The 25,560-nt window shown below is 63.9% G+C and carries 28 protein-coding genes and 1 tRNA gene; 17 read left to right on the top strand and 12 right to left on the bottom strand.

Annotation, left to right across the window (positions count from 1 at the left end; all coding sequences use genetic code 11):
- Positions 1 to 32: 32 nt before the first annotated feature.
- Genes BA022_RS07005 through BA022_RS06995 form a run of 3 tightly spaced genes read right to left on the bottom strand, consistent with a single transcriptional unit; the run spans position 33 to position 1,525 of the window.
- Entirely contained in the window at positions 33 to 503 is a 471-nt protein-coding gene (locus BA022_RS07005) for a periplasmic heavy metal sensor (protein ID WP_015913032.1), read from the bottom strand.
- A complete protein-coding gene (locus BA022_RS07000; RefSeq protein WP_088886995.1) occupies positions 500 to 955 on the bottom strand; it encodes an anti-sigma factor family protein in 456 nt (151 codons plus the stop codon). The genes BA022_RS07005 and BA022_RS07000 overlap by 4 nt, the downstream gene beginning before the upstream one ends.
- A 15-nt stretch (positions 956 to 970) precedes the next feature.
- Entirely contained in the window at positions 971 to 1,525 is a 555-nt protein-coding gene (locus BA022_RS06995; RefSeq protein WP_088886994.1) for a sigma-70 family RNA polymerase sigma factor, read from the bottom strand.
- 137 nt (positions 1,526 to 1,662) lie between these two features.
- Between BA022_RS06995 and BA022_RS06990 the strand changes: the two genes are divergently transcribed.
- A complete protein-coding gene (locus BA022_RS06990) occupies positions 1,663 to 1,989 on the top strand; it encodes a hypothetical protein (protein WP_015913035.1) in 327 nt (108 codons plus the stop codon).
- 49 nt (positions 1,990 to 2,038) lie between these two features.
- Entirely contained in the window at positions 2,039 to 3,487 is a 1,449-nt protein-coding gene (gene rlmD, locus BA022_RS06985; RefSeq protein ID WP_088886993.1) for a 23S rRNA (uracil(1939)-C(5))-methyltransferase RlmD, read from the top strand.
- 76 nt (positions 3,488 to 3,563) lie between these two features.
- On the opposite strand, the gene BA022_RS06980 is transcribed toward rlmD, so the two are convergent.
- Both BA022_RS06980 and BA022_RS06975 read right to left on the bottom strand, forming a co-directional pair.
- Positions 3,564 to 3,950, bottom strand: coding sequence for a hypothetical protein (locus BA022_RS06980; protein ID WP_088886992.1), 387 nt, complete (start codon positions 3,948 to 3,950; stop codon positions 3,564 to 3,566).
- A 113-nt stretch (positions 3,951 to 4,063) separates the two neighbouring features.
- The gene (locus tag BA022_RS06975) at positions 4,064 to 4,756 is read right to left on the bottom strand and encodes a Bax inhibitor-1/YccA family protein (RefSeq protein ID WP_011805616.1); all 693 of its coding nucleotides are present in this window, start codon (positions 4,754 to 4,756) and stop codon (positions 4,064 to 4,066) included.
- Between the two features lie 228 nt (positions 4,757 to 4,984).
- Between BA022_RS06975 and BA022_RS06970 the strand changes: the two genes are divergently transcribed.
- Positions 4,985 to 5,392 (top strand): GlcG/HbpS family heme-binding protein, encoded by a 408-nt coding sequence (locus BA022_RS06970; RefSeq protein WP_088886991.1) that lies wholly within the window; start codon positions 4,985 to 4,987, stop codon positions 5,390 to 5,392.
- Positions 5,393 to 5,613: 221 nt separating this feature from the next.
- On the opposite strand, the gene hemP is transcribed toward BA022_RS06970, so the two are convergent.
- The 6 genes from hemP to BA022_RS06940 form a co-directional block, all read right to left on the bottom strand.
- On the bottom strand, positions 5,614 to 5,823 hold the full coding sequence (gene hemP, locus BA022_RS06965) for a hemin uptake protein HemP (RefSeq protein WP_011805614.1): 210 nt from the start codon (positions 5,821 to 5,823) through the stop codon (positions 5,614 to 5,616).
- 195 nt (positions 5,824 to 6,018) lie between these two features.
- Complete coding sequence (locus tag BA022_RS06960) at positions 6,019 to 6,429, bottom strand: ExbD/TolR family protein (protein WP_011805613.1); 411 nt, start codon at positions 6,427 to 6,429, stop codon at positions 6,019 to 6,021.
- Between the two features lie 6 nt (positions 6,430 to 6,435).
- Positions 6,436 to 7,152 (bottom strand): MotA/TolQ/ExbB proton channel family protein, encoded by a 717-nt coding sequence (locus BA022_RS06955; protein WP_088886990.1) that lies wholly within the window; start codon positions 7,150 to 7,152, stop codon positions 6,436 to 6,438.
- Positions 7,153 to 7,169: 17 nt separating this feature from the next.
- Complete coding sequence (locus BA022_RS06950) at positions 7,170 to 7,871, bottom strand: energy transducer TonB (RefSeq protein WP_088886989.1); 702 nt, start codon at positions 7,869 to 7,871, stop codon at positions 7,170 to 7,172.
- 107 nt (positions 7,872 to 7,978) lie between these two features.
- Positions 7,979 to 8,251: a (2Fe-2S)-binding protein gene (locus BA022_RS06945; protein WP_011805610.1), complete on the bottom strand. Its 273-nt coding sequence runs from the start codon at positions 8,249 to 8,251 to the stop codon at positions 7,979 to 7,981.
- Positions 8,252 to 8,438: 187 nt separating this feature from the next.
- Positions 8,439 to 8,729, bottom strand: coding sequence for an SWIB/MDM2 domain-containing protein (locus BA022_RS06940; RefSeq protein WP_011805609.1), 291 nt, complete (start codon positions 8,727 to 8,729; stop codon positions 8,439 to 8,441).
- A 223-nt stretch (positions 8,730 to 8,952) separates the two neighbouring features.
- On the opposite strand from BA022_RS06940, the gene rraA reads away from it, so the two are divergent.
- Positions 8,953 to 9,459 (top strand): ribonuclease E activity regulator RraA, encoded by a 507-nt coding sequence (gene rraA, locus BA022_RS06935; protein WP_088886988.1) that lies wholly within the window; start codon positions 8,953 to 8,955, stop codon positions 9,457 to 9,459.
- 9 nt (positions 9,460 to 9,468) lie between these two features.
- Here rraA and BA022_RS06930 read toward each other — a convergent pair whose 3' ends face one another.
- Positions 9,469 to 10,416 (bottom strand): DMT family transporter, encoded by a 948-nt coding sequence (locus BA022_RS06930; protein ID WP_187306025.1) that lies wholly within the window; start codon positions 10,414 to 10,416, stop codon positions 9,469 to 9,471.
- Between the two features lie 326 nt (positions 10,417 to 10,742).
- Between BA022_RS06930 and aceA the strand changes: the two genes are divergently transcribed.
- The 13 genes from aceA to carB all read left to right on the top strand — a co-directional run bounded on the left by aceA (position 10,743) and on the right by carB (position 25,513).
- A complete protein-coding gene (gene aceA, locus BA022_RS06925; RefSeq protein ID WP_015913044.1) occupies positions 10,743 to 12,074 on the top strand; it encodes an isocitrate lyase in 1,332 nt (443 codons plus the stop codon).
- Between the two features lie 282 nt (positions 12,075 to 12,356).
- Complete coding sequence (thrS, locus tag BA022_RS06920) at positions 12,357 to 14,276, top strand: threonine--tRNA ligase (protein ID WP_088886986.1); 1,920 nt, start codon at positions 12,357 to 12,359, stop codon at positions 14,274 to 14,276.
- A 65-nt stretch (positions 14,277 to 14,341) separates the two neighbouring features.
- Positions 14,342 to 14,953, top strand: coding sequence for a translation initiation factor IF-3 (gene infC / locus BA022_RS06915; RefSeq protein WP_088888541.1), 612 nt, complete (start codon positions 14,342 to 14,344; stop codon positions 14,951 to 14,953).
- A 173-nt stretch (positions 14,954 to 15,126) separates the two neighbouring features.
- Positions 15,127 to 15,330 (top strand): 50S ribosomal protein L35, encoded by a 204-nt coding sequence (rpmI, locus tag BA022_RS06910; protein ID WP_011805603.1) that lies wholly within the window; start codon positions 15,127 to 15,129, stop codon positions 15,328 to 15,330.
- Positions 15,331 to 15,356: 26 nt separating this feature from the next.
- Positions 15,357 to 15,716, top strand: a complete 360-nt coding sequence (rplT, locus tag BA022_RS06905) for a 50S ribosomal protein L20 (protein ID WP_005795139.1) — start codon at positions 15,357 to 15,359, stop codon at positions 15,714 to 15,716.
- Between the two features lie 102 nt (positions 15,717 to 15,818).
- Complete coding sequence (gene pheS / locus BA022_RS06900; protein ID WP_011805602.1) at positions 15,819 to 16,871, top strand: phenylalanine--tRNA ligase subunit alpha; 1,053 nt, start codon at positions 15,819 to 15,821, stop codon at positions 16,869 to 16,871.
- 121 nt (positions 16,872 to 16,992) lie between these two features.
- On the top strand, positions 16,993 to 19,437 hold the full coding sequence (pheT, locus tag BA022_RS06895; RefSeq protein WP_088886985.1) for a phenylalanine--tRNA ligase subunit beta: 2,445 nt from the start codon (positions 16,993 to 16,995) through the stop codon (positions 19,435 to 19,437).
- The gene (locus tag BA022_RS06890; RefSeq protein WP_011805600.1) at positions 19,434 to 19,784 is read left to right on the top strand and encodes an integration host factor subunit alpha; all 351 of its coding nucleotides are present in this window, start codon (positions 19,434 to 19,436) and stop codon (positions 19,782 to 19,784) included. Before pheT ends, BA022_RS06890 begins: the two co-directional genes overlap by 4 nt.
- A 100-nt stretch (positions 19,785 to 19,884) precedes the next feature.
- Positions 19,885 to 20,313, top strand: a complete 429-nt coding sequence (locus BA022_RS06885; protein ID WP_088886984.1) for a MerR family transcriptional regulator — start codon at positions 19,885 to 19,887, stop codon at positions 20,311 to 20,313.
- Between the two features lie 27 nt (positions 20,314 to 20,340).
- Positions 20,341 to 20,417, top strand: a tRNA-Pro gene (locus tag BA022_RS06880).
- Positions 20,418 to 20,655: 238 nt separating this feature from the next.
- Complete coding sequence (gene carA / locus BA022_RS06875) at positions 20,656 to 21,828, top strand: glutamine-hydrolyzing carbamoyl-phosphate synthase small subunit (RefSeq protein WP_187306024.1); 1,173 nt, start codon at positions 20,656 to 20,658, stop codon at positions 21,826 to 21,828.
- 21 nt (positions 21,829 to 21,849) lie between these two features.
- The gene (locus BA022_RS06870; protein ID WP_011805597.1) at positions 21,850 to 22,251 is read left to right on the top strand and encodes a hypothetical protein; all 402 of its coding nucleotides are present in this window, start codon (positions 21,850 to 21,852) and stop codon (positions 22,249 to 22,251) included.
- Between the two features lie 10 nt (positions 22,252 to 22,261).
- Positions 22,262 to 25,513, top strand: coding sequence for a carbamoyl-phosphate synthase large subunit (gene carB / locus BA022_RS06865; RefSeq protein WP_088886982.1), 3,252 nt, complete (start codon positions 22,262 to 22,264; stop codon positions 25,511 to 25,513).
- Positions 25,514 to 25,560: the final 47 nt, after the last annotated feature.

Below are 25,560 nucleotides of genomic sequence, written 5' to 3'. Positions count from 1 at the left end.
ATTTGCACCTTTTCCTTCTCTCATCTCGGCGTTCACTTGCGGTGCAGCATTTCCTCCTCGGTGGCTTCTTCTGCATAGCGGGTCAGCAGCAATTGCAGCAGCCGCGTGCGCTGGGCGTCGTCCAGCATGGCGCGCTCGGCCAAGAGTTGGTCAATCACGCGCTGTTGCTGCGCGGCCTGCAGGCGGGCGATGGCGGCCTGCTCGGCGTCAATGGCGGTGCGCTCTGGTGCATCAGCAAAGATGTGGCGCACCAGGGCTTCGCGGTGGCGGCGTATGTCACTCCAGTTGGACGACAGGTCATGGAGGAAGGGGGTTTCCATGCCTTCCCAGCGCGCGCGCTGTTCGGGGGTGAGCTTCAGATACTCGGGCAGGTGGACCACGGGAGGCGCGCCGCCCTCGGGCACCGTGTCCGGCGCAGGGCGCAGCACCAGTGCGGCAACCACGCCCAGGTTGAGCGCCAGCGAGATCGCCAGCAGGGTGCGAATCCAGGCAGGGTTTTTCATGGCAGGGTTCTCGGCAAACGGCAGATTTCGGCGGCGGCGCACAGCCCGCCTGGTGGCACAGGGTCGAACACGCGCGCCATGGCAGGGCTGGCAGCCGGAAGGGCCGCGCCCGTGCCCAGCAGCAGCCCCCCCAGCCAGACGCCGGACACCAGCGCGGCCCCCGCGGCGAGGCCCGTGGGCATCCAGCCCAGCAGGTTCCAGCCGGTGCGCCGGGACCGGGTGGGTCGTTGCGCCAGGTCCTGCGCCAGGCGGTCCTGCAGTTGCGCCGCCAGGTCGAAGCCCAGTGCGGGCGAGGGCAGGGCCAGCAATTGCTGGCGCTGCGCCTGCAATGCGGCAAGGTGCTGGCTGCACAGGGGGCAGGCGTGCAGGTGCTGCTGCAGCGCGACCTGCACATGCGCGGGCAGCGCATGGTCGATCAAAGCGGAAAGGTCTTCGGTGCGAGGGCAGTTCATGGCGGCTCCTTGCGTTCAGCGTGGCATGAGTTGCAGCAGCCCGGCGCGTGCGCGGGCAATGCGGGATTTGACGGTGCCCAGGCTGATGCCCAGCACCTCGGCGATGTCCTCGTAGGCCATGTCTTCGATGTCGCGCAGCAGCAGGATCTCGCGGTGCTCCACCGAGAGCCGCTGCAGCGCGCCTTCCAGCGCTTCGATGCGCTGGCGGGCCTGCAGTGCAGCCTCGGGCGTGGGCGTGTCCGCCGGCATCTGCTCGGACAGGGTCTCGTCCAGTTCCACGAACGCGACACGCTGCGCGCGGCGCAACAGGTCCAACGCCTGGTTGCGCGCGATGCGAAACAGCCAGGTGGACAGTTGTGCGTCCGGCCGCCAGCGGGGCAGTGCCTGGTAGGCGTTCAAGAAAGTCTCCTGGGCGAGTTCGCGCGCATCCTCCTGCGAGCGCGTCATGCGGAACAAAAAACGGTAGATGCGGTCCTGGTAGCGGGCCACCAGTTCGGAGAACGCCGCGACCTCGCCGCGCTGGGCGCGGGCGATGCAGTCGCTCTCTTCAAGGTGGCTCAGGGGGCGCATTGCCTCTTTCAACGCAGGGCCGCAGCAAAAGTTCCATGAAACCGTCAACACGGGGCCGGGAACAGCCGCTTACCGGGGCGGGCGCAAACTCCGCAATAATGCGCCGCATTCACAGCACAAGAAGGAAGGGAACCCTCATGCGAGCCATTCGCTTTGCCACGGCCTCCGCCGCCGCCATGATTGCCGGACTGTTTGCACCGGGCGCGTGGGCTACTTGCTACGTGATCTATGGCGCAGACCAGCAGGTCATCTACCGCTCGCAGACCCCCCCTGTGGACCTGTCGCGCAACCTGCACGAAACCTTGCCCCAGGTCGCGCCCGGCGGCACGCTGGTGTTTTCCTTGAACAACTATGGCTGCGAGGTGGAAGTCAACCGCCTGCCTTCCAATGTGGCTGCGGTCCGCAAGGATGCCGCTGCAGGCGCCCCCACCGCGCCCCGTGCGCCGCGCGCCAGCCGCAGCTGAAAGCCGCCCGCGCGGCGGCAGGGGTGGGCCGGCCTGAGACAATCGGGGCATGAGCGACCCCACAGAATTCAGCCCACCACCGCCCACCTCCACGGATCTTCCCCCCGGCTGGCTCGAAGTCACCGCCATGGACATGGACGCCCAAGGCGTCGCGCGCAAGCCCGATGGCAAGGTGGTGTTCATCGACGGCGCACTGCCCACCGAGCTGGTCAGCGCCAACACCCACCGCAAGAAGAACAACTGGGAGCAGGCCAGCCTCACGGAAGTCCACCGCCAGTCCAGCCAGCGCGTACAGCCCGGCTGCCCGCACTTCGGCCTGCACGCGGGCGCCTGCGGCGGCTGCAAGATGCAGCATCTGCACGTGGCGGCCCAGGTGGCCGTGAAACAGCGCGTGCTGGAAGACAACCTCTGGCACCTGGGGAAAGTGAAGGCCGAGACCATCCTGCGCCCCATTGAAGGCCCTGCCTGGGGCTACCGCTACCGCGCGCGCCTGTCCGTGCGCTACGTGCCCAAGAAGGACAAGGTGCTCGTGGGCTTTCACGAGCGCAAGAGCCGCTACATCGCCGACATGGAGACCTGCAAGATCCTGCCGCCGCATGTGGACGCCATGCTGATGCCGCTGCGCGCCCTGATCGGCAGCATGGCCGCACGCGACACCTGCCCGCAGATCGAGCTGGCCTGCGGCGATACGGTCACGGCGCTGGTGCTGCGCCACCTGGAGCCGCTGTCCCCGGAGGACAAAGACAAGTTGCGCGCCTTTGCCGCCGTGCATGGCGTGCAATGGTGGCTGCAGCCCAAGGGGCCGGACACGGTGCATCTGCTGGACGAGGGCGGCGAGCCGCTTGCCTATGGGCTGCCCGACTTCGGCATCACCATGCCCTTCAAACCCACCGACTTCACGCAGGTCAACCCGCACATCAACCGCGTGCTGGTCACGCGCGCGCTGCGCCTGCTGGACGCGCGCAAGGACGAGCGCGTGATCGACTGGTTCTGCGGCCTGGGCAACTTCACGCTGCCCATCGCCACCCAGGCGCGCGAGGTGCTGGGCATCGAGGGCAGTGAGGCGCTGGTGGCGCGTTCGCGCGAAAATTACCAGTCAAATCAGGCCCAAAGGCAGGATGGATCTGCGCTGGCAGCTACCAGCTTTGTAGCGCGTAACCTGTTCGAGATGACGCCCGAGATGCTCATTGCCGATGGCGCCTCCGACAAATGGCTGGTGGACCCGCCGCGCGAGGGGGCGTTCGCCCTGTCCAAGGCGCTGGCGGACATTCACCAGGCGCGCATCGGTGCCGAGGACGCGCCGCCGCTGCCCGCTGGGCACGAAGGCTGGCAGCCCCCCCAGCGCATCGTCTACGTGAGCTGCAACCCCGCCACGCTGGCGCGGGACGCGGGCCTGCTGGTGCACCAGGCGGGCTACCGCTGCGTGGCGGCGGGGGTGGTCAACATGTTTCCGCACACGGCCCATGTGGAGAGCATGGCAGTGTTCGAGCGGGGCTGACGCCCGCGGTGGCTTAAGTCGTTTTTGGCCAGAGGCGCTTGTCTAGCAAGCGCCAGCAGCTATCGTTTGGATAGCATCAGCTGCGGTTGCGGGAGGTGCGGCCCTCGGTCTGCAGGTCCGCCTCTTCGTCGCTTGCGCGGCGACTGGCGGGCTTTTTCTCCAACTGCGTGAGCACCGAGGCCGTGCCCTCGATCTTGTTCTCGCGCATGTACAGATCCATGTCTTTCCAGCCCGCGAACACCTGTGCCTTCGGGGCCTTGGGGTTCAGCGTGAAGCAGTCTTCCAGCCCGCGCAGCGCATGCCGGCAGGCGCCACCGATGGCCTTGGCCTCGGCCTCACGCTGGGCCACGCGCGGGTCCGGCCCCATGCCGGGAATCTCACAACCCGCCAGCGGCAGCAGCGCGGCAGCGATCAGGGCGGCGCGAGCGCCGGCGGCAAGGAGGGGGTGGTGGCGAGGCAGCATGTACAGGGGTTATCGGCAGGCGTGCCGTCAAGTTGAGGCTGTCAGCCAAGGGCGGACGTGAAAAAGGCCCCGGAAATCGGGGCCTTGCGACGCATGTGCGGTGGGAAGGCCGTTCAGTCGCGCTCGCCGCCCATGATGCCCAGCAGGGCCAGCAGGCTCTGGAACACATTGAAGATGTCCAGGTACAGCGCCAGTGTGGCGCTGATGTAGTTGGTCTCGCCGCCGTCCAGGATCTGCTTCAGGTCGTACAGCATGTAGGCGCTGAAGATGCCGATCGCCGCCACCGAGATGGCCATCATGCCGGCCGACGAGCCCACGAACACGTTGATGATGGCGCCCACCATGAGCACCAGCGCGCCCACGAACAGCCACTTGCCCATGCCCGACAGGTCGCGCTTGATGACGCTGGCCAGGCTGGCCATGACGAAGAACACGCCCGCCGTGCCGGCGAAGGCCGTCATGATGAGGTCGGTGCCGTTCTTGAAGCCCAGCACCATGCCGATCAGGCGCGACAGCATCAGGCCCATGAAGAAGGTGAAGGCCAGCAGCACCGGCACGCCCGCGGCCGAGCGCTTGGTCTTCTCGATGGCGAACATGAAGCCGAAGGCGCCGCCGAGGAACACGATCAGCCCCAGGCCGCCGCGCAGCGACTGCGTGATGCCCGTGGCCACGCCGATCCAGGCGCCCAGCACGGTGGGCAGCAGGCTGAGCGCCAGCAGCCAGTACGTGTTGCGCAGCACGCGGTGGCGCTGCTCCTGCGAGATGCCATAGCCCGCGGAGCCGACACTGGTGATTTCTGGGTTCATCTGGTTTCTCTCCTGATTGGCCTGCACAGCGCAGACCCGAATGATTCTAGGTGGTGGCTTTTGGCGCCGAATGCAATACCCGCGCACCATCCCGTACTTTATGGGTTGCATTCTTTTGCCCTGCGGCGGGGCACTGGGCGGGTCCGCTGGCACTATGCTTTTCGTTTTCCCGTTGCGCGCCCTGCCGGCTGGCCGGGCGCATCCACCCACCTCCTGCAGGACTGCCTCATGAAGACCAAACCCGAACTTGAACTCTCCGACGTCAAGCTGATCGCCGCCGCCGCCGAGGCCGAGGCCCTGAAGAACCAGTGGGCCGTGACCATCGCCATCGTGGACGACGGCGGGCATCTGCTGTGGCTGCAGCGCCTGGACGGGGCGGCAGCGGTGTCCGCGCACATCGCGCCGGCCAAGGCCCACACGGCCGCCTTGGGCCGCCGCGAGAGCAAGGGCTATGAAGACGTGATCAACGGCGGCCGCACGGCCTTCCTGAGCGTGCCTGCGCTGCAGGGCATGCTGGAAGGCGGCGTACCCATCATGAAGAACGGCCAGTGCCTGGGCGCCGTGGGCGTGAGCGGCGTGAAGTCCCATGAGGACGCGCAGATTGCGCGCGCGGGGATTGCGGCGATCGGGCTGTAAGCACTCATCGGGACTGGATTGCTATTGTTTTGATAGCTGCTAGCGCTTGTTGGAAGGGCGCTAGGGACCAAAAACATATTGGGTTCCAACAGAAAAACCGGCGCGTGGGCCGGTTTTTTCATGGGTGTGCAGGGAAAAAAAGCCTGGCTACGCGGGCATGCCCGTTGGCTGGCCAATACGACCCTTCGGACCGAGGTCCTGGAGTCGCCCCACGATGAAACTTACTTGGTCAGGATCAGCTTGCCGAGTTTGGTGGCCTGCAGCCGGTAGACGGCGCCGTTGTGCACGATGGCCACGGCCTTCTGGCCGCGCAGCAGAGTGCTGCTGTCGACGGCGCGGCCTTCGGCGTGGGACGCCGGGCTGGAATCGGCGGGCACTGCGAACATGCGGGGCGCGGTCAGTGCGGACGGTGCGGTCAGGCTGGCATGCATGGTGAAGTCTCGGTGCGTTACGGTGATCAAATGATAACCATTCTCAATTAAAGATCAAGCATCCGGGCTGAAAATTTCCTGTCGATTCGTATCCAGATGCAAGAGGCAGCCCCCGGAGGTGGCGCTGGCGACGCCGCTGTGCCGCCCGTGGGGCGGCAGCTGTGAAGGCCGGCGCGCCGGCGCGGCCGTGATACGTCAGGGTGCCGGGTCGGTCACGAAGCCGATCTTGCGCACGCCCGCGCGTTGGGCCGCCGACATCGCCTGCGCCACGCGCTCGTAGCGCACGTCCTTGTCGCCGCGGATGTGCAGGTCCGGCTGCGGGTCCTTGCGGGCCTCGGCCTGCAGGCGCGGCTCCAGCTCGTCGTCGCCGATCGTGGTCTCGTTCCAGTGGTACTTGCCGTCGGCCGTCACCGACAGGCGGATGGTTTCGGGCTTGATGATTTCGCGCTCGTTGGACGCACGCGGCAGGTCCACCGGCACCGCGTGCTTCATCACCGGCACGGTGATGATGAAGATGATGAGCAGCACCAGCATGACGTCCACCAGCGGCGTCATGTTGATTTCGTTCATCACCTCGTCGGCATCGTCCTGGGTTCCGAAAGCCATGGCGCATCAGCCTTTCTTGATGGGCAGCACCTTGGCTGCCTCGCCGTGTACCGAAACGCGCGCGCCGGTGACGAAGTAGGCGTGCAGATCGTGCGCAAAGCTGTTGAGGCTGTGCAGGATGGATTTGTTGCCCCGCACCAGGGCGTTGTATCCCAGCACGGCGGGAATGGCCACGGCCAGGCCCAGCGCGGTCATGATCAGCGCCTCGCCGATCGGGCCGGCCACCTTGTCGATGGTCGACTGGCCCGAGGCGCCGATGGCCACCAGCGCATGGTAGATACCCCACACGGTGCCGAAGAGGCCGATGAATGGCGCCGTGGAGCCCACGGAGGCCAGGATGGCCAGGCCCGACTGCACGCGCGCCGTGAACTCGTCGATGCAGTTGCGCAGGCAGCGCGTGACCCAGTCGCTCACGTCCAGGCTGTCATGCAGATGGGCCTGCGTGTTGCGGTGGTGCTGCGTGGCTTCGCGGCCTTCCAAGGCGAGGTGGCGGAAGGGGTTGCTCGGGTCGGCCCCCAGCTTGGTCAGGCCGGCGGCGAAGTCTTCGCTGTGCCAGAAGTCGCGTGCCTGGCGGGCGTGTTTCTTGAACTTCAGGATGTCCAGCGCCTTGATGATGATGACGATCCACGATGCCAGCGACATGCCGATGAGCAGCACAGCGACGGCACGGGTGACGAAGTCGCCCTGTACCCAGACATTGGCAATGCCGAAATGCGATTCCATGAAAACTCCTGCGAGACTTATTGTTGGAGAACGAAATTGATCGGGACCAGATTCCACATGGCTTCTGGCACGCCGTTGCGCTTGCCGGGTACGAAGCGCCAGCGCATGACGGCGTCGATGGCCTGGCGGTCCAGGCGCTCGAAACCGCTGGACTGCTTGACTTCTACTTTCTGCGGCAGTCCGTCGGTGCCGATGAGCACGCGCAGCATCACTTTGCCTTGTTCTCCCAGCCGCTTGCTCACGGCGGGGTAGACGGGCTTGGGGTTGTTCAGGTAGCTCGCGTCGCTGGAGGGCAACTCGATGCTGGGTGCGGCCGGCGCCAGTGGAGCCGCGGGGGCCGCCGGTGCGGCGACGGGCGCGGCCGCAACCGGCGGGGCCGGGGGCTGAGGCTCAACGACGCCCGTGGGCGCGGCGGGGGCGGGTGTCGGGTCGGGGACCGCCACGGGCATGGGAGCGGGGCGCGGCTTGGGCGCCACGGGTTTGGGCGGCGCCGGGGCTGGTTTGGGCGGCGGCGGAGCGGGAGGGGCCGGTGGGGCCGGTGGGGCCGGAGGCGCGATGAATTCGCTCAACACCTCAGCAGGGATGACGATCTCCGCCGCCTTGCGCACCAGACCCGATTGCAGGGCCCACAGGCCGGCCACGTGCAGCACCACCACGGAGCCTGCGATCACGGCATTGCGGCTCAAGCCCCCGGGGGAGCCGTATCGGTCAGAGGACATAAAAATGATAGCTGCTGGCGCTTGTCCAGCTTGTTCGGAAGGCCAAAAAAGCCTTGAATAGGCGGTCTATTTATGCAGGATCCACCAGACCGAGCATATGACGATGATCAGACTTCCTGCGAGCGCGTAGAACAGTTGCATGCCTTGCCTTCCGGGATGAGGGTGGCAAGCTGGACGGCTGTGGGATCGGTGTCCTTGTACAGGGCGGCCACCGGCTGCGATGCGCAGCACTGCGCCACGACGTCGCGGGCACAGTCTTCGCAGCGGCCGCACTGGGTGGCGACGCCCAACTCGAACTGAATCTCATCGAAGCTCATACCTGCGCGCGCATGGCGTGCAATCTCCCGGTCGGAAACGCGGTGGCAAACACAGACGATCATGGTGCAGGCAGTCGTGGCTGGCTATGGACGATGAATTGATTATAAATGCGAATTCATCGCATTTGCAGTCCTTGGCCCCACTGCCGTGTAAGAAACCATTGCCGAGTGCCTTGCAGGCGAAAAAAAACCGGCATGCGCATGCCGGTTTTTGTTCGCCTGGCTCTCGAAGAGTGCCTGGCAGGGCAGATTACTTGACGTGCTTGCCAATCAGGCCGGCCATCTCGAACATCGAGACCTGGGGCTTGCCAAACACTTCCTTGAGCTTGGCATCCGCGTTGATCATGCGCTTGTTGGAGGCGTCCTGCAGGTTGTGCGCCTTGATGTATACCCACAGCTTGCTGATGATCTCCGTGCGCGGCAGCGGGGTGGCGCCGACCACGGCCGCCAGAGCGGGGCTGGGGGTCAGGGGCTTCATGAAAGCGGCGTTGGGGGTGCGCTTCTTTGCGGGTGCTGCGGACGCGGTCTTTGCAGTTGCCATGTTGGGTTGTTCCTTGTTGGAAATGAAATATGTCACCAGCGAACGCCGCAGCTCCACTGGCAGCGGTGATGCTACTGGGAAAAAAACCGGTTTCCAAGGCGAGCTGCCTCTTTTTTGCCTCGATTTGTTGCTCTGGCGGCCAACCGCCGGCACGCTCGAGAATGCGCCACCGCAGCTTGCTGCGGCGCACCATCTTCTTTATGCACAGAAAGGCTTCCCTTCCATGTCCGCACACCCGACCCCGGCCATCAGCACCTGCGATCTCTGCGACGCCCACAAGGGTGACGACAGTGGCGCGTTCCGCGTGCTGCCGCCCGTGTTCCAGAGCTACGGAGCGCTGCCCGCTTTCAGCGGCCCCGTGAGCACGGTGAAGTGCTTCGAGGACAACACGCTCGTCAAGGCGGCCGTGGATTCGCCGGGCAACGGGCGCGTGTTGGTGGTGGACGGTGGAGCTTCGCTGCGTCGCGCGCTGGTGGGGGGCAATCTGGCAGCCAGCGCGGCGCGCAATGGCTGGGCCGGTATCGTCGTGAATGGTTGCGTGCGCGACGTGGCAGAACTGAATGCCGAGCGAGTGGGTATCCGCGCACTCGCACTCATGCCGTTGCCCACCGAAAAGCGGGGCGAAGGGCTTTCTGACGTGGCGGTGCAGGTACAGGGCGTGTGGGTGCGGCCGGGCGACTGGCTGTATGCGGATGCCGACGGCATTGTGATCAGCGACCGCGCGCTGTAACGTCGCCTGTCAGGCGCGCATGTCGCGGCCCGTGCGCCACGGCAGCCGTGCGGGCATCGTGGCCAGTACGACGCTGGCCAGTGCGATGCCAAAGGCCATGAACTGCATGGTCGTGAAGCGCTCGCCCAGCGCCAGCACACCCACCAGCGCTGCGCTCACCGGCAGCAGCACGGTGAATACGCCACTCTGCGCGGCGGGGACGGTCTTCAGGCCGGTCATCCACAGCCACACGCTCCACATGCATGCTGCCATGGCGTAGAACACCAGCAGCAACCAAGTGGGCCAGCGTACGGCCGTGAAGTCGAAGTACAGGGCGAAATACAGCCCGAAAGGCATCGAGAGCATGAAGCCCCACAGGTTGATCAGCGCCGTGATGCGCCGTGGCCCCAGCGCGCCGGTGAGCTTCTTGCCGATGACGGAATAGGCGGCCTCGCACAGCGATGCGGCCAACAGCAGGGCATAGCCCAGCCATTGCAAGTTTTGGGCATTTTCGGGCTGTAGGGCATTGCTGGCGTGTGCAGAGTGCTCTGGTTTGGATAGCGCAAACAGCACAATACCCGCCACTGCGCAGGCCACCGCCACCCAGGTGCGGGTCTCCACCTGTTCACGCAGGAACAGCCAGCTCATGACCGCCACACATGCGGGGATGGTCGCCATGATCACCCCGGCAGAGGTCGCGCTGGTGAGGCTCACGCCGTAGATCATGCAAACGGTGAACAGAAAGTTGCCCAGCAGCGACTGCAGAAAAAGCAGGCCTTGGGTCTGCCGCGTCAGAGGTGGCTCCTGGTGCGGCTTCTTCAACCATCCGAGCATGGCCATTGCGCCGATACCGAAACGCAACCACGCCAGCAAAAGCACGGGGAACGCCGCGGCCAGCGGCTTGGAGAGCGCCACGTAGGCACCCACCAGCATCATGCTGAGCGCCAGGCAAAGGTACGCGGTGGGGCGGTTTGGCATCTGATGAAGATTCCGAACGGAGGCTCCATCATGCATGAGCGCGGGGCACTCATGGAAAGGAACTCACCAGACTTCCTATTTCGCATGGAGAAAGTCTAATTTCTCATTGCGAAAATTTTGTTTGTTGCGTTGCGGAAAAATTTCTCGATACGAGAAATGAATTTTCATATAGAGATATAGAGCGCATAAGCCATTGATTTTTATGACTTAAATTTATCTCTTATATAAGACATAAGAGATTGATGTGGTCTTATAGAAGACTTAAAGTTGTGTCCAAGGGTCCCGGGAGCGGTACCCGCCCATTCCTTCATCTCTTGGAGAGCAACATGCCAGATTCCCTGAACGCACAACTGAGCCGTGAGCAGCAAATCGCAGCCCTGGAAAAGGACTGGGCCCAGAATCCCCGCTGGAAGAGCGTGAAGCGCGGCTACACAGCCGCCGATGTGGTGCGTCTGCGCGGCAGCCTCCAGCCCGAATACACGCTGGCCAAGCGTGGCGCAGAGAAGCTGTGGGACAAGATCAATGGCGGCGCCAAGAAGGGCTATGTGAATGCCTTCGGTGCCATCAGCGCCGGCCAAGCCATGCAGCAAGCCAAGGCGGGCCTGGAAGCCGTGTACCTGTCGGGCTGGCAGGTGGCCGCTGACGGCAACACCAGCGAGACCATGTACCCCGACCAGTCGCTGTATGCCTATGACTCGGTGCCCACGATGGTGCGCCGCATCAACAACACCTTCAAGCGTGCCGACGAGATCCAGTGGGGCCGCGGTATCAATCCCGGCGACAAGGAATTCATCGACTACTTCCTGCCCATCGTGGCCGACGCCGAAGCCGGCTTCGGCGGTGTGCTGAACGCCTTCGAACTGATGAAGAACATGATTGCCGCTGGCGCGGCCGGCGTGCACTTCGAAGACCAACTGGCTGCTGTGAAGAAGTGCGGGCACATGGGTGGCAAGGTCCTCGTGCCCACACAAGAAGCCATCGAAAAGCTGATCGCTGCCCGCTTCGCTGCCGACGTGATGGGCGTGCCCACCATCGTGCTGGCCCGCACCGATGCCGAGGCCGCCAACCTGATCACCAGCGACCACGACGCCAACGACAAGCCGTTCTTGACGGGCGAGCGTACGCAGGAAGGCTTCTATCGCGTGAAGAATGGTCTGGAGCAAGCCATCAGCCGCGGTGTGGCCTACGCCCCCTACGCCGACCTGGTGTGGTGCGAGACCGGCACGCCCGACCTGGGTTTTGCCCGCGAGTTCGCCCAGGCCGTGCATGCGAAGTGCCCCGGCAAGCTGCTGTCGTACAACTGCTCGCCGTCCTTCAACTGGAAGAAAAACCTGGACGAGAAGACCATCGCCAAGTTCCAGGACGAGCTGTCCGCACTCGGCTACAAGTACCAGTTCATCACACTGGCCGGCATCCACATCAACTGGTACAACACGTTCCAGTTCGCCCATGCTTATGCCCGAGGCGAAGGCATGAAGCACTACGTGAACATGGTGCAGGAGCCCGAGTTCGCCGCACGTGAGCAGGGCTACACCTTCGTGTCGCACCAGCAGGAGGTGGGCGCAGGCTATTTCGACGACGTGACCACCGTGATCCAGGGTGGTTCTTCGAGCGTGAAGGCGCTGACCGGCTCCACTGAAGAAGAGCAGTTCCACTGATCTTCTTGGTTGATGCGAGAAGCCCGGGGCCCCCGCCTCGGGCTTTTCTATTGCTGCAGGGTAAAATGCCATATCTGTTCACCAACAAGGGCGAGAAAGGCAATCTGGTTATGACACCGCGAACTACGACGGAGATCTGTTCCAGCCGCTGAGGCTGGCCGTTCGCGCCTGCACGAGATTTCTCTCGCCCCCATAAAAGCGCGGACCTGTACCGCGCTTTTTGCTTTCTGAACCCAAGTCAAGCGCAGCTCACCTACCGAAAAAGACTCGATAAGGATTTCCATGATTCACATTACGCTTCCCGACGGTTCCCAGCGAGAGTTTGCTGGTCCCGTGACTGTGGCGGAGGTGGCTGCCTCCATCGGTTCGGGCCTGGCCAAAGCAGCGCTCGCCGGCAAGATCGGGGACAAGGTGGTGGATACCAGCTACCGGATCACGCAAGACAGCCCGCTGTCCATCGTGACGGCCAAGGATGCCGACGGCCTGGAGGTGATCCGCCACTCCACGGCCCACTTGCTGGCCTATGCGGTCAAGGAACTGTTTCCCGATGCGCAGGTGACCATCGGGCCGGTGATCGAAAACGGCTTCTATTACGACTTCTCGTACAAGCGTCCGTTTACGCCGGAAGACTTGGCCGCCATTGAAAAGCGCATGGCGGAACTGGCTGCGAAGGATGAACCAGTGGTGCGCCGTGTATTGCCTCGGGACGAAGCGGTGAAGTACTTCAAGGGCCTGGGCGAACACTACAAGGCCGAGATCATTGCCAGCATCCCGACGAATGAGGACGTGAGCCTGTACCGCGAGGGCGGCTTTGAAGACCTGTGCCGTGGCCCACACGTGCCCAGCACCGGCAAGCTCAAGTTCTTCAAGCTCATGAAGGTGGCGGGAGCCTATTGGCGCGGCGACCACCGCAACGAGATGCTCCAGCGCGTCTATGGCACGGCATGGGCCACGAAGGAAGAACTGCAGCAGTACCTGCACATGCTGGAAGAGGCCGAGAAGCGCGACCACCGCAAGCTGGGCCGTGAGCTTGACCTGTTCCACATCGACGAGCATTCGCCTGGTACCGTGTTCTGGCACCCCAAGGGCTGGACGCTGTGGCAGGAGGTGGAGCAGTACATGCGCCGCGTGTACCGCGACAACGGCTACCAGGAGGTCAAGGGCCCGCAGATCCTGGACAAGACGCTGTGGGAGAAAACGGGACACTGGGACAAGTACCGCGACAACATGTTCACCACTGAGAGCGAGAAGCGCGACTACGCTCTCAAGCCGATGAACTGCCCGGGCCATATCCTGATCTTCAAGCAGGGCATCAAGAGCTACCGCGACCTGCCGCTGCGCTACGGCGAGTTCGGCCAGTGCCACCGCAACGAGCCCACGGGTGGCCTGCACGGCATCATGCGCGTGCGCGGTTTCACGCAGGACGATGGTCACATCTTCTGCACGGAAGACCACATCCTGGCCGAATGCACAGCTTACACAGCGTTGCTGCAAAAGGTCTACAAGGACTTCGGCTTCCACAACATCATCTACAAGGTGGCCACGCGCCCCGAGGCACGCATCGGTTCCGACGAGAGCTGGGACAAGGCCGAGCATGCGCTGATGGAAAGCCTGCGCGCGTCGGGTTGCGAATTCGAGATCGCTCCCGGCGATGGCGCCTTCTATGGCCCGAAGATCGAGTACACGCTCAAGGACGCGATCGGACGGCAGTGGCAGTGCGGCACCATGCAGGTGGACTTCTCGATGCCCGAGCGGCTGGATGCAGAGTACGTGGGCGAGGATGGCGGGCGCCATCGGCCGGTGATGCTGCACCGCGCCATCGTGGGCAGCCTGGAGCGCTTCATCGGCATCCTGATCGAAGAACACGCCGGGGCCTTGCCCGTATGGCTTGCGCCCGTACAGGTGGCGGTGCTCAATATCACCGATGCACAGTCCGATTACTGTCGTGAAATCGCCGCAAAGCTGCAAAAAGCGTTGCCGAATCAAGGCCTTAGGGTGGTGACTGATCTGCGTAACGAGAAGATTACGTATAAAATACGGGAGCATTCGCTGCAAAAGCTGCCCTACATCCTCGTCGCCGGCGACAAGGAAAAGGCTGCAGGGGCTGTGGCAGTGCGTGCCCGGGGTAACAAAGACCTCGGCGTGATGTCCCTCGACGCATTCGTCGATCTGATCGCGCAGGACATTGCCTCCAAAGTCTGAATCATCGCTTGAAGCGCATCCCTGGTGCGTAAGCTGCTACGCTTTTCGTAGCTTTTTAATTGAAGGTGAGAGCCATCGCTACCGAATTTCGTGACCGTCGCCAGCGCGAGGAGCGCAAGCATCGACTGAACCGTGAAATCATGGCGCCTGAAGTGCGCCTGTCCGGTCCGGACAACGAGCCCCTGGGCATCGTCAGCCTGCAAGAGGCCCTGCGCATGGCGGGCGAGCTGGATGTGGACTTGGTTGAAATTGCAGCCACGGCTAATCCCCCGGTCTGCCGCCTGATGGACTACGGCAAGTTCAAGTATCAGGAGCAGAAGAAGGCGGCCGAGGCCAAGGCCAAGCAAACGGTCATCGAGATCAAGGAAGTCAAGTTTCGCCCTGGTACGGACGATGGCGACTACAACATCAAGCTGCGCAACATCCGCCGTTTTCTGGCGGAGGGCGATAAGTGCAAGATCACGCTGCGCTTCCGTGGCCGCGAGATCACGCACCAGGAGCTGGGCCTGGCATTGCTCAACCGCTTGAGGGATGACCTGGGCGACACCATTTTGGTGGAGCAGTTTCCCAAGCTGGAAGGCCGCCAGATGATCATGATGATCGCGCCGGCCCGCAAGAAGCCGGCAGGTAAATCTGCCGCCGAAAGCGCTCCCGCCGCTGGCGACAACGCTGCGTAAGCAAGGAGATTTGGCGGGCGCCCCCTAAGAAAGGGTGCCGGCCGATAGGCGGCATGCAAGTGCCGCCGCACGGCGCGCCGCAAGGCGCGTCGTTTGAAAAAGTGGCTCGGGGCCAACAAGGTTGCACAGCGGTGTGCAAACGCCTCACGAGCACAACCAACAGGAGCATTCACATGCCCAAGATGAAGACCAAGAGCAGCGCGAAGAAGCGTTTTCGCGTTCGTCCAGGCGGTACGGTCAAGCGTGGCCAAGCTTTCAAGCGCCACATCCTGACCAAGAAGACCACGAAGAACAAGCGCCACCTGCGTGGCATTGTGAACGTGCATGAAGGCGATATGGGTTCCATCGCAAAGATGCTGCCCTCCGCTGGCCTGTAATCAACTGACGAACAAGGAGAAAACACATGCCTCGCGTCAAACGTGGTGTAACGGCCCGCGCCCGTCACAAGAAGGTCCTCGCCCTTGCCAAGGGCTTCCGTGGTCGCCGCGGTAACGTCTTCCGCATCGCCAAGCAGGCGGTGATGAAGGCGGGGCAATATGCCTACCGTGACCGCCGCACCAAGAAGCGCGTGTTCCGCCAGTTGTGGATCGCCCGTATCAACGCCGCTGCCCGTGAACTGGGCCTGACCTACAGCCAGTTCGCCAACGGCCTGAAGAAGGCATCCATCGAGATCGACCGCAAGATGCTGGCCGACCTCGCGGTGCATGACAAGGCTGCCTTTGGCAGCATCGTGGAGCAAGTCAAGGCCAAGCTGGCTGCTTGAGTTCACGATTGGTAGCTATAAATTTTATAGCTACTAGCGCGCAAACAACAAGGGCTAGGGCTTGAAAAGGCACTAGCCCTTGTTTCTTTTTCAAGAGTCGATATGAACGAGTTGGATTCCTTGGTGACGAGCGCGCGCGAGTCGTTCGCGCGTTCCGCAACCCCTGCCGAACTGGAGAACGCCAAGGCGCAGTTCCTGGGCAAGTCAGGCCGCCTGACAGAGCTCATGAAGGGCATGGCGCAGCTCTCGCCCGAGGAGAAGAAAACCCGCGGCGCCGCCATCAACGTGGCCAAGCAGGCCGTGGAGGCAGCGCTCGCCGCACGCCGCCAGGAGCTGGCGGACGCCGAGCTGCAGGCACAGCTCAAGGCCGAGGCGCTGGATGTGACGCTGCCGGGCCGCCAGCGCGGCCGCGGCGGCCTGCATCCCGTGTCGCTGACGCTGGAGCGCATCGAGCGGATCTTCGGTTCGATGGGCTTCGAGGTGGCGGACGGCCCCGAGATCGAGACCGACTGGTTCAACTTCACGGCGCTGAACACGCCCGAGGACCACCCCGCCCGGTCCATGCACGACACCTTCTACGTGGAAGGCGGCACACCCGAAGCCCCCAACCTGCTGCGCACGCACACCAGCCCGATGCAGGTGCGCTACGCCGTGCAGCATGTGAAGAAACACCGTGGCCTGATCGACGCCGGCCAGGCCATGCCCGAGATCCGCGTGATCGCTCCGGGCCGCACCTACCGCGTAGACTCCGACGCCACGCACTCGCCCATGTTCCACCAATGTGAAGGCCTGTGGATCGGCGAGAACGTGAGCTTCAAGGACCTGAAGGTCGTGTTCACGGACTTCTGCAAGACCTTCTTTGAAAGCGACGACCTGGTGCTGCGCTTTCGCCCCAGCTTCTTCCCTTTCACCGAGCCCAGCGCCGAGATCGATATCCAGTTCCAGTCGGGCCCGTTGGCCGGCAAGTGGCTGGAGGTGGCGGGCTCCGGCCAGGTGCACCCCAACGTGGTGCGCAACATGGGGCTGGACCCCGAACGCTTCATCGGCTTTGCCTTCGGCATGGGGCCGGACCGGCTGACCATGCTGCGCTACGGCGTGAACGACCTGCGCCTGTTCTTCGACGGCGACATCCGTTTCCTGTCGCAGTTCCAGTAATGCAAAAAAGTGAGCTGCCAGCGCTTGTTAAGCCTAACTTTCAATATGTTTTCATATGGAAAACAATAGGTAGCAAGCGCTAGCAGCTCTCTTTTCAAGAGCACGCCAAAGAAGTCTGACTATGCAATTCCCCGAATCCTGGTTGCGCGAGTTCTGCAACCCTCCGCTCACCACCCAAGAACTGGCCGACACCCTGACGATGGCAGGGCTGGAGGTCGAAGAGCTGCAGCCCGTGGCGCCGCCGTTCACGAAGATCGTCGTCGGCGAGATCAAGGATGCCCAGCAGCACCCCAATGCCGACCGCCTGCGCGTGTGCCAGGTGGATGTGGGGCAGGGCGAGCCGCTGACCATCGTCTGTGGCGCGCCCAATGCCCGCGTGGGCATCAAGGTGCCATGCGCCATGGTGGGCGCGGAGCTGCCGCCCGGCGAGGATGGCAAGCCGTTCCTCATCAAGGTGGGCAAGCTGCGCGGTGTGGAGAGCTTTGGCATGCTGTGCTCGGCGCGCGAGCTGAAACTGTCGGAGGACCATGGCGGCCTGCTGGAACTACCGGCCGACGCGCCGCTGGGCCAGAACATCCGCCAGTACCTGAACCTGGACGACACGCTGTTCACGCTCAAGCTCACACCCAACCTGGCGCATTGCCTGAGTGTCTACGGCATCGCGCGCGAGGTGTCCGCGCTGACGGGCGCGCCGCTGAAGGCGCCGCAGTTCCCCGCCATGACCACCGCGATCGATGACCGCTTGCCCGTGCGCGTGAGCGCGCCTGACCTGTGCGGGCGCTTCTCCGGCCGCGTCGTGCGCAACGTCAATACCCAGGCCGCCACACCGCAGTGGATGGTGGACCGCCTGGCGCGCTGCGGCCAGCGCAGTGTCTCGCCGCTGGTGGACATCTCCAACTACGTGATGTTCGAGTTCGGCCGCCCGTCGCACATCTTCGACCTGGACAAGATCCATGGCGGCCTGGAAGTGCGCTGGGGCAAGGCCGGCGAACAACTCAAGCTGCTCAACGGCAACACCGTCACCGTCGATGAGAAGGTGGGCGTGATCGCCGACGAGCGCGAGGTGGAGTCGCTTGCCGGCATCATGGGTGGTGACGCCACGGCTGTGTCGGATGACACGCGCAACATCTACGTCGAGGCGGCCTTCTGGTGGCCAGAGGCCGTGGCAGGGCGTTCGCGCCGCTACAACTTCTCCACCGACGCCGGCCATCGCTTCGAGCGCGGCGTGGATCCCGAGCTGACCGTGGAGCACATCGAGCGCATCACGCAGCTGATCGTCGATATTTGCGGTACGCCAGAGACGGCATGCGCTCCCATTGATGATCAGCGCGTCAACATGCCCGCGCAAACACCGGTGCGCATGCGCATCGCGCGTGCGGCCAAGGTGATCGGCATGCCGCTCACGCAGGCGCAGTGCGTGGATGCGCTGAGGCGCCTGGGCCTGCCGCTGCAGGAGGAAGAGGGTGCCGTGACGGTCACGCCACCGTCATTCCGCTTCGACCTGCGCCTGGAGGAAGACCTGATCGAGGAAGTGGCGCGCGTGGTGGGCTACAACAACCTGCCCACCACCCCGCCGCTGGCGCCGATCACGCCCAAGCTGCGCGCAGAATCGCGCCGCAGCAGCTTCGCGGTGCGCCGTGAACTGGCGGCATTGGGCTACCAGGAGACCATCAACTTCAGCTTTGTCGAAGAGCATTGGGAAAAGGAACTGGCCGGCAACGCCGCGCCGATCAAGCTGCTCAACCCCATCGCCAGCCACCTGAGCGTCATGCGCTCGTCGCTGCTGGGCTCTTTGCTGCAGGTGCTCAAGTTCAACCTGGACCGCAAGGCCGGCCGCGTGCGCGTGTTCGAGCTGGGGCGGGTGTTCCTGCGTGATGCGAGCGTGCAGAACACCGACCGCACGGTGGAAGGCTTCGCGCAGCCGATGCGGGTCGCGGGCCTGGCCTATGGTGCGGCCGATGCGCTGCAGTGGGGCCGCAAGGACAAGGCGGTGGACTTCTACGATGCCAAGGGTGATGTGGAAGCGCTGCTCGCGCCGCTGCGCCCCACGTTCGAGCCAGCAGCGCATCCGGCACTGCACCCGGGCCGCTGCGCGCGCGTGCTGCTGGAGGGTCACCCCATCGGCTTTGTGGGCGAATTGCATCCGCAATGGCGCCAGTCCTGGGACCTGCCGGCTGCGCCGATGATGTTTGAACTGGAGCTGGACGCCGTGCTACAGCGCAAGGTGCCGGGCTTTCGCCCCGTGGCCAAGCGCCAGTTGGTGGAGCGGGACATTGCCGTGGTTGTGGCCGAGCGGGTCTCGCACGATGAGGTGATGCGCGCCATTGGCGGTGCACTGGCGGGCGATCTGCTGCGCTCCGCGGTGCTGTTCGATGTCTTCCGGCCCCAGCCGCAGCGTGCGGGCGAGGCCGTGCCGGCGGGCGCTCTGGCGCAGGGCGAGAAGAGCCTGGCCATTCGCCTGACGCTGGGCAGCGACGCCGCCGCGTTGACGGACGCTGAGATCGAAGCCGCAGTGCAATCGGTGCTGCAGGCGCTGGGTACCCACACAGGAGCGAGGTTGCGATGACTCTGGGGATGGAGCCAGGACCGGTGGAGTTCGCCGTGGAAAGTCTGGAATCGCCTGCGCTGACCAAAGCGCAGCTGGCGGATCTGCTGTTCGAGCACATCGGCCTGAACAAGCGCGAGTCCAAGGACATGGTGGACGCCTTCTTCGACCTGATCGTGCAAAGCCTGGTCGACGGCCAGGACGTGAAGCTGTCAGGGTTTGGCAATTTCCAGATCCGCACCAAGGCGCCGCGCCCGGGGCGTAACCCGCGCACCGGCGAAGCCATCCCCATCAAGGCGCGACGCGTGGTGACCTTTCATGCCAGCACCAAACTCAAGGAGCAGATCCAGGGGCAGGACAAAGCTTGAAGTAGTTGACCCGAACCGGTGTTTTTGGCCCAGAGATCCTGGCCGCCGGTAAGGGGCTGCAGTACGCTCCACAGTCCTGCCCGTTTTTTGCGCCATTCCCATGAGCACCTTGCTGCCACCCATTCCGGCCAAACGCTATTTCACGATTGGTGAAGTGGCGGAGCTCTGTGGCGTCAAACCCCATGTCCTGCGCTACTGGGAACAGGAATTCACGCAGTTGCGCCCCATGAAGCGGCGCGGCAACCGGCGCTATTACCAGCACCATGAGGTGCTGATGATCCGCCGCATTCGCGACCTGCTGTATGACCAAGGCTTCACCATCAGCGGTGCGCGCAACCGGCTGCAGGAGCTGGCCCATGCGGACAAGGCCCTGCGCGATGGTGGTGCGCCGCATGCGGACGGCCTGGAAACGGCTGTACCCGCGCAGGGTGCGAACGAGGAGATGAGCGTCGCGCAGGCGATTCCCTTGAATGCGGCGACCCTGCGAAAAGAATTGGAAGAAATTCGCGCACTTCTTCTTACGGCCTGATTTTTCGGTATAGAATCCAAGTCTTGTCGGCGTGTAGCGCAGCCTGGTAGCGCACTTGCATGGGGTGCAAGGGGTCGCGAGTTCGAATCCCGCCACGCCGACCATTTATGTCAAAGGGACCACTGTGAAAACGGTGGTCCCTTTCTTCTTTGGCGCGTTTGGATCCTTGGCGGGACCAATGTCCTGTGCGCAGTGGGCATGCGCCTCTCGCGCTACAATGAGAGGCTTTCCCGCAAACAAGTCGCCCGGCCGCATCCAAAGCAATTTTCAACAAGCAGTAGCCTTCAGGAACATCGCCGTTCCTGCGGCTCCCGGGCGACCCGTAAACCATCGGAGAACCCAGTGCTTTTGTCTCTCAAGGGAACCTTCCCGCCCGCCATCCTGGCGCTCGCAGACGGCACGGTCTTTATCGGTAACTCGATCGGTGCCGCCGGCACCACGGTCGGCGAAGTGGTCTTCAATACCGCCATCACCGGCTACCAGGAAATTCTCACGGACCCCAGCTACTGCCAGCAGATCGTCACCCTGACGTATCCGCACATCGGCAACTACGGCGTCAACGCAGAGGATATCGAGGCTGAAAAAGTCCACGCCGCAGGCCTCATCATCAAGGACCTGCCGCTGCTGGCCAGCAACTTCCGCATGACCGAGACGCTGCCCGAGTACCTCGTGCGTGCCAAGACGGTAGCCATCGCCAACATCGACACCCGCAAACTGACCCGCCTGCTGCGCACTCAGGGCGCGCAAAATGGCGCCATCGTCGGATTGGCGGCTGGCGAGGCTGTGACCCAGGCGCGCATCGACGAAGCCGTGGCCGCGGCGAAGGCGGCGCCCAACATGAACGGGCTGGATCTGGCCAAGGTCGTGACCACGCGTGCCGCGTACGCCTGGGACCAGACTGAGTGGAAGCTGGGCGAAGGCTACGGCACGCAGACGGCCCCGCGCTTTCACGTCGTGGCCTATGACTATGGCGTGAAGCTGAACATCCTGCGCATGCTGGCCGAACGCGGCTGCAGGCTCACCGTGGTGCCCGCGCAGACCTCGGCGGCAGAGGTGCTGGCCATGAATCCCGATGGCGTGTTCCTGTCCAACGGCCCGGGCGACCCGGCGGCCTGCGACTACGCGATCACGGCAGTCAAGCAGATCATCGACAGCGGCGTACCTACCTTCGGCATCTGCCTGGGCCACCAGATCATGGCGCTGGCCAGTGGCGCCAGGACTTTCAAGATGGACAACAGCCACCATGGCGCAAACCACCCTGTGAAGGACTTGGACAGCGGCCGGGTAAGCATCACCAGCCAGAATCACGGTTTCGCGGTGGACATGGCATCGCTGCCGGCCACCTTGCGCGCCACGCACATCAGCCTGTTCGACGGCACGCTGCAGGGCCTGGAGCACAAGGACAAGCCGGCCTTCTGCTTCCAGGGGCACCCCGAGGCGTCACCCGGTCCGCACGACATTGCCTACCTGTTCGACCGCTTCACCACTCTGATGCAGGCCGCCAAGGCCCAGTAAGCCCAAAAGGAAACCGGCGCCATGAAACTCTTCAGCTTCCCGGCTGCAGCGCTTGAGAAAGCCATTCACAAGCGCGTGCTGACATTGCCTCCAATGCACCGCGAGTGGTTCACCGAACGCTGGCAGCAAAAGCCCTACAAGAAGTCTTTCGTCGAGAACAAGGCCATGCCCCTGGTCACGCTGATCGCCAAGGGCAAGACCTGGGACGATGCGACCTTCGCAGAGGCCATGCAGGAGTGGGACGTGACGTTCTACGAGGCAGAGGCCGAAGTGTTGCGACCCCTGGTTCAGGGCGACGGCCTGCTGCAGCTGATGCAAAAGAACCTCCCCGCCGAGCGGGCCCAGGCGCTGCTGGACAGGCTGAATACGCGGCGCCCCGCAGCGGTGTCTGCCGCCCCAGCCTCCGCCCCAGCGACCGATTGACAGACATACCATGCCAAAACGCACAGACATCAAAAGCATCCTCATCATCGGCGCCGGCCCGATCATCATCGGCCAGGCCTGCGAGTTCGACTACTCGGGCGTGCAGGCCTGCAAGGCGCTGCGCGAGGAGGGCTACAAGGTCATCCTGATCAACAGCAACCCCGCGACGATCATGACCGACCCGGCCACGGCCGACGTCACCTACATCGAGCCCATCACCTGGCAGACGGTCGAGAAGATCATCGCCAAGGAGCGCCCCGACGCCATCCTGCCGACCATGGGCGGCCAGACCGCGCTGAACTGCGCGCTGGACCTGTGGCGCAACGGCGTGCTGCACAAGTACAAGGTCGAACTGATCGGCGCGACGCCCGAGGCCATCGACAAGGCCGAAGACCGCCTGAAGTTCAAGGATGCGATGACCCGCATCGGCCTTGGGTCGGCGCGCTCCGGCATCGCCCACAGCATGGACGAGGCCTGGGCCGTGCAGAAGAACGTGGGCTTCCCCACCGTGATCCGGCCCAGCTTTACGCTGGGCGGCACGGGCGGCGGGATCGCCTACAACCCGGAAGAATTCGAAACCATCTGCAAGCGCGGCCTGGAAGCCTCGCCCACCAACGAGCTGCTGATCGAAGAGTCGCTGCTCGGCTGGAAGGAGTACGAGATGGAGGTCGTGCGTGACAAGGCGGACAACTGCATCATCGTGTGCTCGATCGAGAACCTGGACCCGATGGGCGTGCACACGGGCGACTCGATCACCGTGGCACCCGCGCAGACGCTGACCGACAAGGAATACCAGATCATGCGCAACGCCAGCCTGGCAGTGCTGCGCGAGATCGGTGTAGACACGGGCGGCTCCAACGTGCAGTTCTCGGTGAACCCGAAGGACGGCCGCATGATCGTGATCGAGATGAACCCTCGCGTGTCGCGTTCGTCGGCGCTGGCCTCCAAGGCCACGGGCTTCCCGATCGCCAAGGTCGCTGCCAAGCTGGCCGTGGGCTATACGCTCGATGAACTGAAGAACGAGATCACCGGCGGCGCCACACCTGCGTCGTTCGAGCCCTCCATCGACTACGTCGTCACCAAGATCCCGCGTTTTGCGTTCGAGAAATTCCCAGCGGCCGACAGCCGCCTGACCACGCAGATGAAGTCCGTAGGCGAGGTGATGGCCATGGGCCGCACTTTCCAGGAGTCCTTCCAGAAGGCGTTGCGCGGCCTGGAGGTGGGTGTGGATGGCATGAATGAGAAGACCCAGGACCGCGAACTGCTCGAGAAGGAGCTGGGCGAGCCGGGACCTGAGCGCATCTGGTACGTGGGTGACGCGTTCGCCATGGGCCTGTCGGTGGACGAGGTGCATGACCTCACCAAAATCGACAAGTGGTTCCTCGTGCAGATCGAGGAGATCGTGAAGATCGAACTCGACCTGGACCAACTCACGGCCGAGAAGGGCGAGGGCGCGCTGGCCTCGCTGGATGCGGACACGTTGCGCGCTCTCAAGAAGAAGGGCTTCTCCGACCGCCGCCTGGCCAAGCTGCTCAAAACCAACGAGAAGGCTGTGCGCGAAGCGCGCCATGCGCTGAATGTGCGCCCGGTGTACAAGCGCGTGGATACCTGCGCCGCCGAATTCGCCACCAATACCGCCTACATGTATTCGACCTATGAGGACGAATGCGAAGCCGAGCCCACCAACAAGAAGAAGATCATGGTGCTGGGTGGCGGCCCCAACCGCATCGGCCAGGGCATCGAGTTCGACTACTGCTGCGTGCATGCGGCCCTCGCCATGCGTGAGGACGGGTACGAGACCATCATGGTCAACTGCAACCCCGAGACTGTCTCGACCGACTACGACACGTCGGATCGCCTGTACTTCGAACCGCTGACGCTGGAAGACGTGCTGGAGATCGTGGACAAGGAAAAGCCCGAGGGCGTGATCGTGCAGTACGGCGGCCAGACGCCACTGAAGCTGGCGCTGGGCCTGGAGGCCGCTGGCGTGCCGATCATTGGCACCACCCCCGACATGATCGACGCCGCCGAGGACCGCGAGCGTTTCCAGAAGCTGCTGGGCGACCTGGGCCTGCGCCAGCCGCCCAATGCCACTGCGCGTACCGAACCCGAGGCGCTGGAGAAGGCCGCTGCCCTGGGCTACCCGCTGGTGGTGCGCCCCAGCTACGTGCTGGGCGGCCGTGCCATGGAGATCGTGCATGAGCAGCGCGACTTGGAACGCTACATGCGCGAAGCCGTCAAGGTAAGCAACGATTCGCCCGTGCTGCTGGATCGCTTCCTCTCCAATGCCATCGAGTGCGATGTGGATTGTGTGCGCGATGCCTCCGGTGCCGTGTTCATCGGCGGCGTGATGGAGCACATCGAACAGGCTGGCGTGCACTCGGGCGACTCCGCCTGTTCGCTGCCGCCGTACTACCTGAAGGCCGAGACGGTGGCCGAGATCAAGCGCCAGACCACGGCCATGGCCCATGGCCTGAACGTGGTGGGCCTGATGAACGTGCAGTTCGCAATTCAGGAAACCGACGACGGTGATGTGATCTACGTGCTGGAAGTGAACCCGCGCGCCTCGCGCACGGTGCCGTTCGTCAGCAAGGCCACGGGCATCCAGTTGGCCAAGGTGGCGGCGCGCTGCATGGCCGGCCAGACTCTGGCCAGCCAGGGCATCACCAAGGAAGTCACGCCGCCGTACTTCAGCGTGAAAGAGGCCGTGTTCCCCTTCGTCAAGTTCCCGGGCGTGGACACCATTCTGGGCCCCGAGATGAAGTCCACCGGCGAAGTCATGGGCGTGGGCAAGACCTTTGGCGAGGCCTTCGTCAAGAGCCAACTGGGTGCGGGTACGCGCCTGCCGCGCTCGGGCAAGGTGTTCCTCACCGTGAAGAACGCCGACAAGCAGCGCGCGGTGGCGATTGCCCGCGACCTGGAGGCCATGGGCTTCGAGCTGCTGGCCACCAAGGGAACGGCCGCGGCCATCGAGGCCGCCGGCGTGCCGGTACAGGTGGTTAACAAAGTGACCGAAGGCCGCCCGCACATCGTGGACATGATCAAGAACGACGAGATCGCCATGGTCATCAACACGGTGGAGGAGCGCCGCAACGCGATTGCCGATTCGCGCGCGATCCGCACCAGCTCGCTGCTGGCGCGCGTGACCACCTTCACGACCATTTTCGGCGCCGAGGCGGCCGTGGAAGGCATGAAGCACCTCGACAACCTGGACGTGTATTCGGTGCAGGAACTGCACGCCCGCCTGGCGGCTGCAGCCTGAGCGCGGCACCGGGTTTTAGGGGATGACCGCCGCGGCAAACGCGGCAT

The organism is Diaphorobacter nitroreducens, assembly GCF_002214645.1.
Lineage (GTDB): Bacteria > Pseudomonadota > Gammaproteobacteria > Burkholderiales > Burkholderiaceae_C > Diaphorobacter > Diaphorobacter nitroreducens.
Note: the sequence above shows the minus strand (reverse complement) of the source record. Positions and strands in the feature narration are given on the sequence as shown.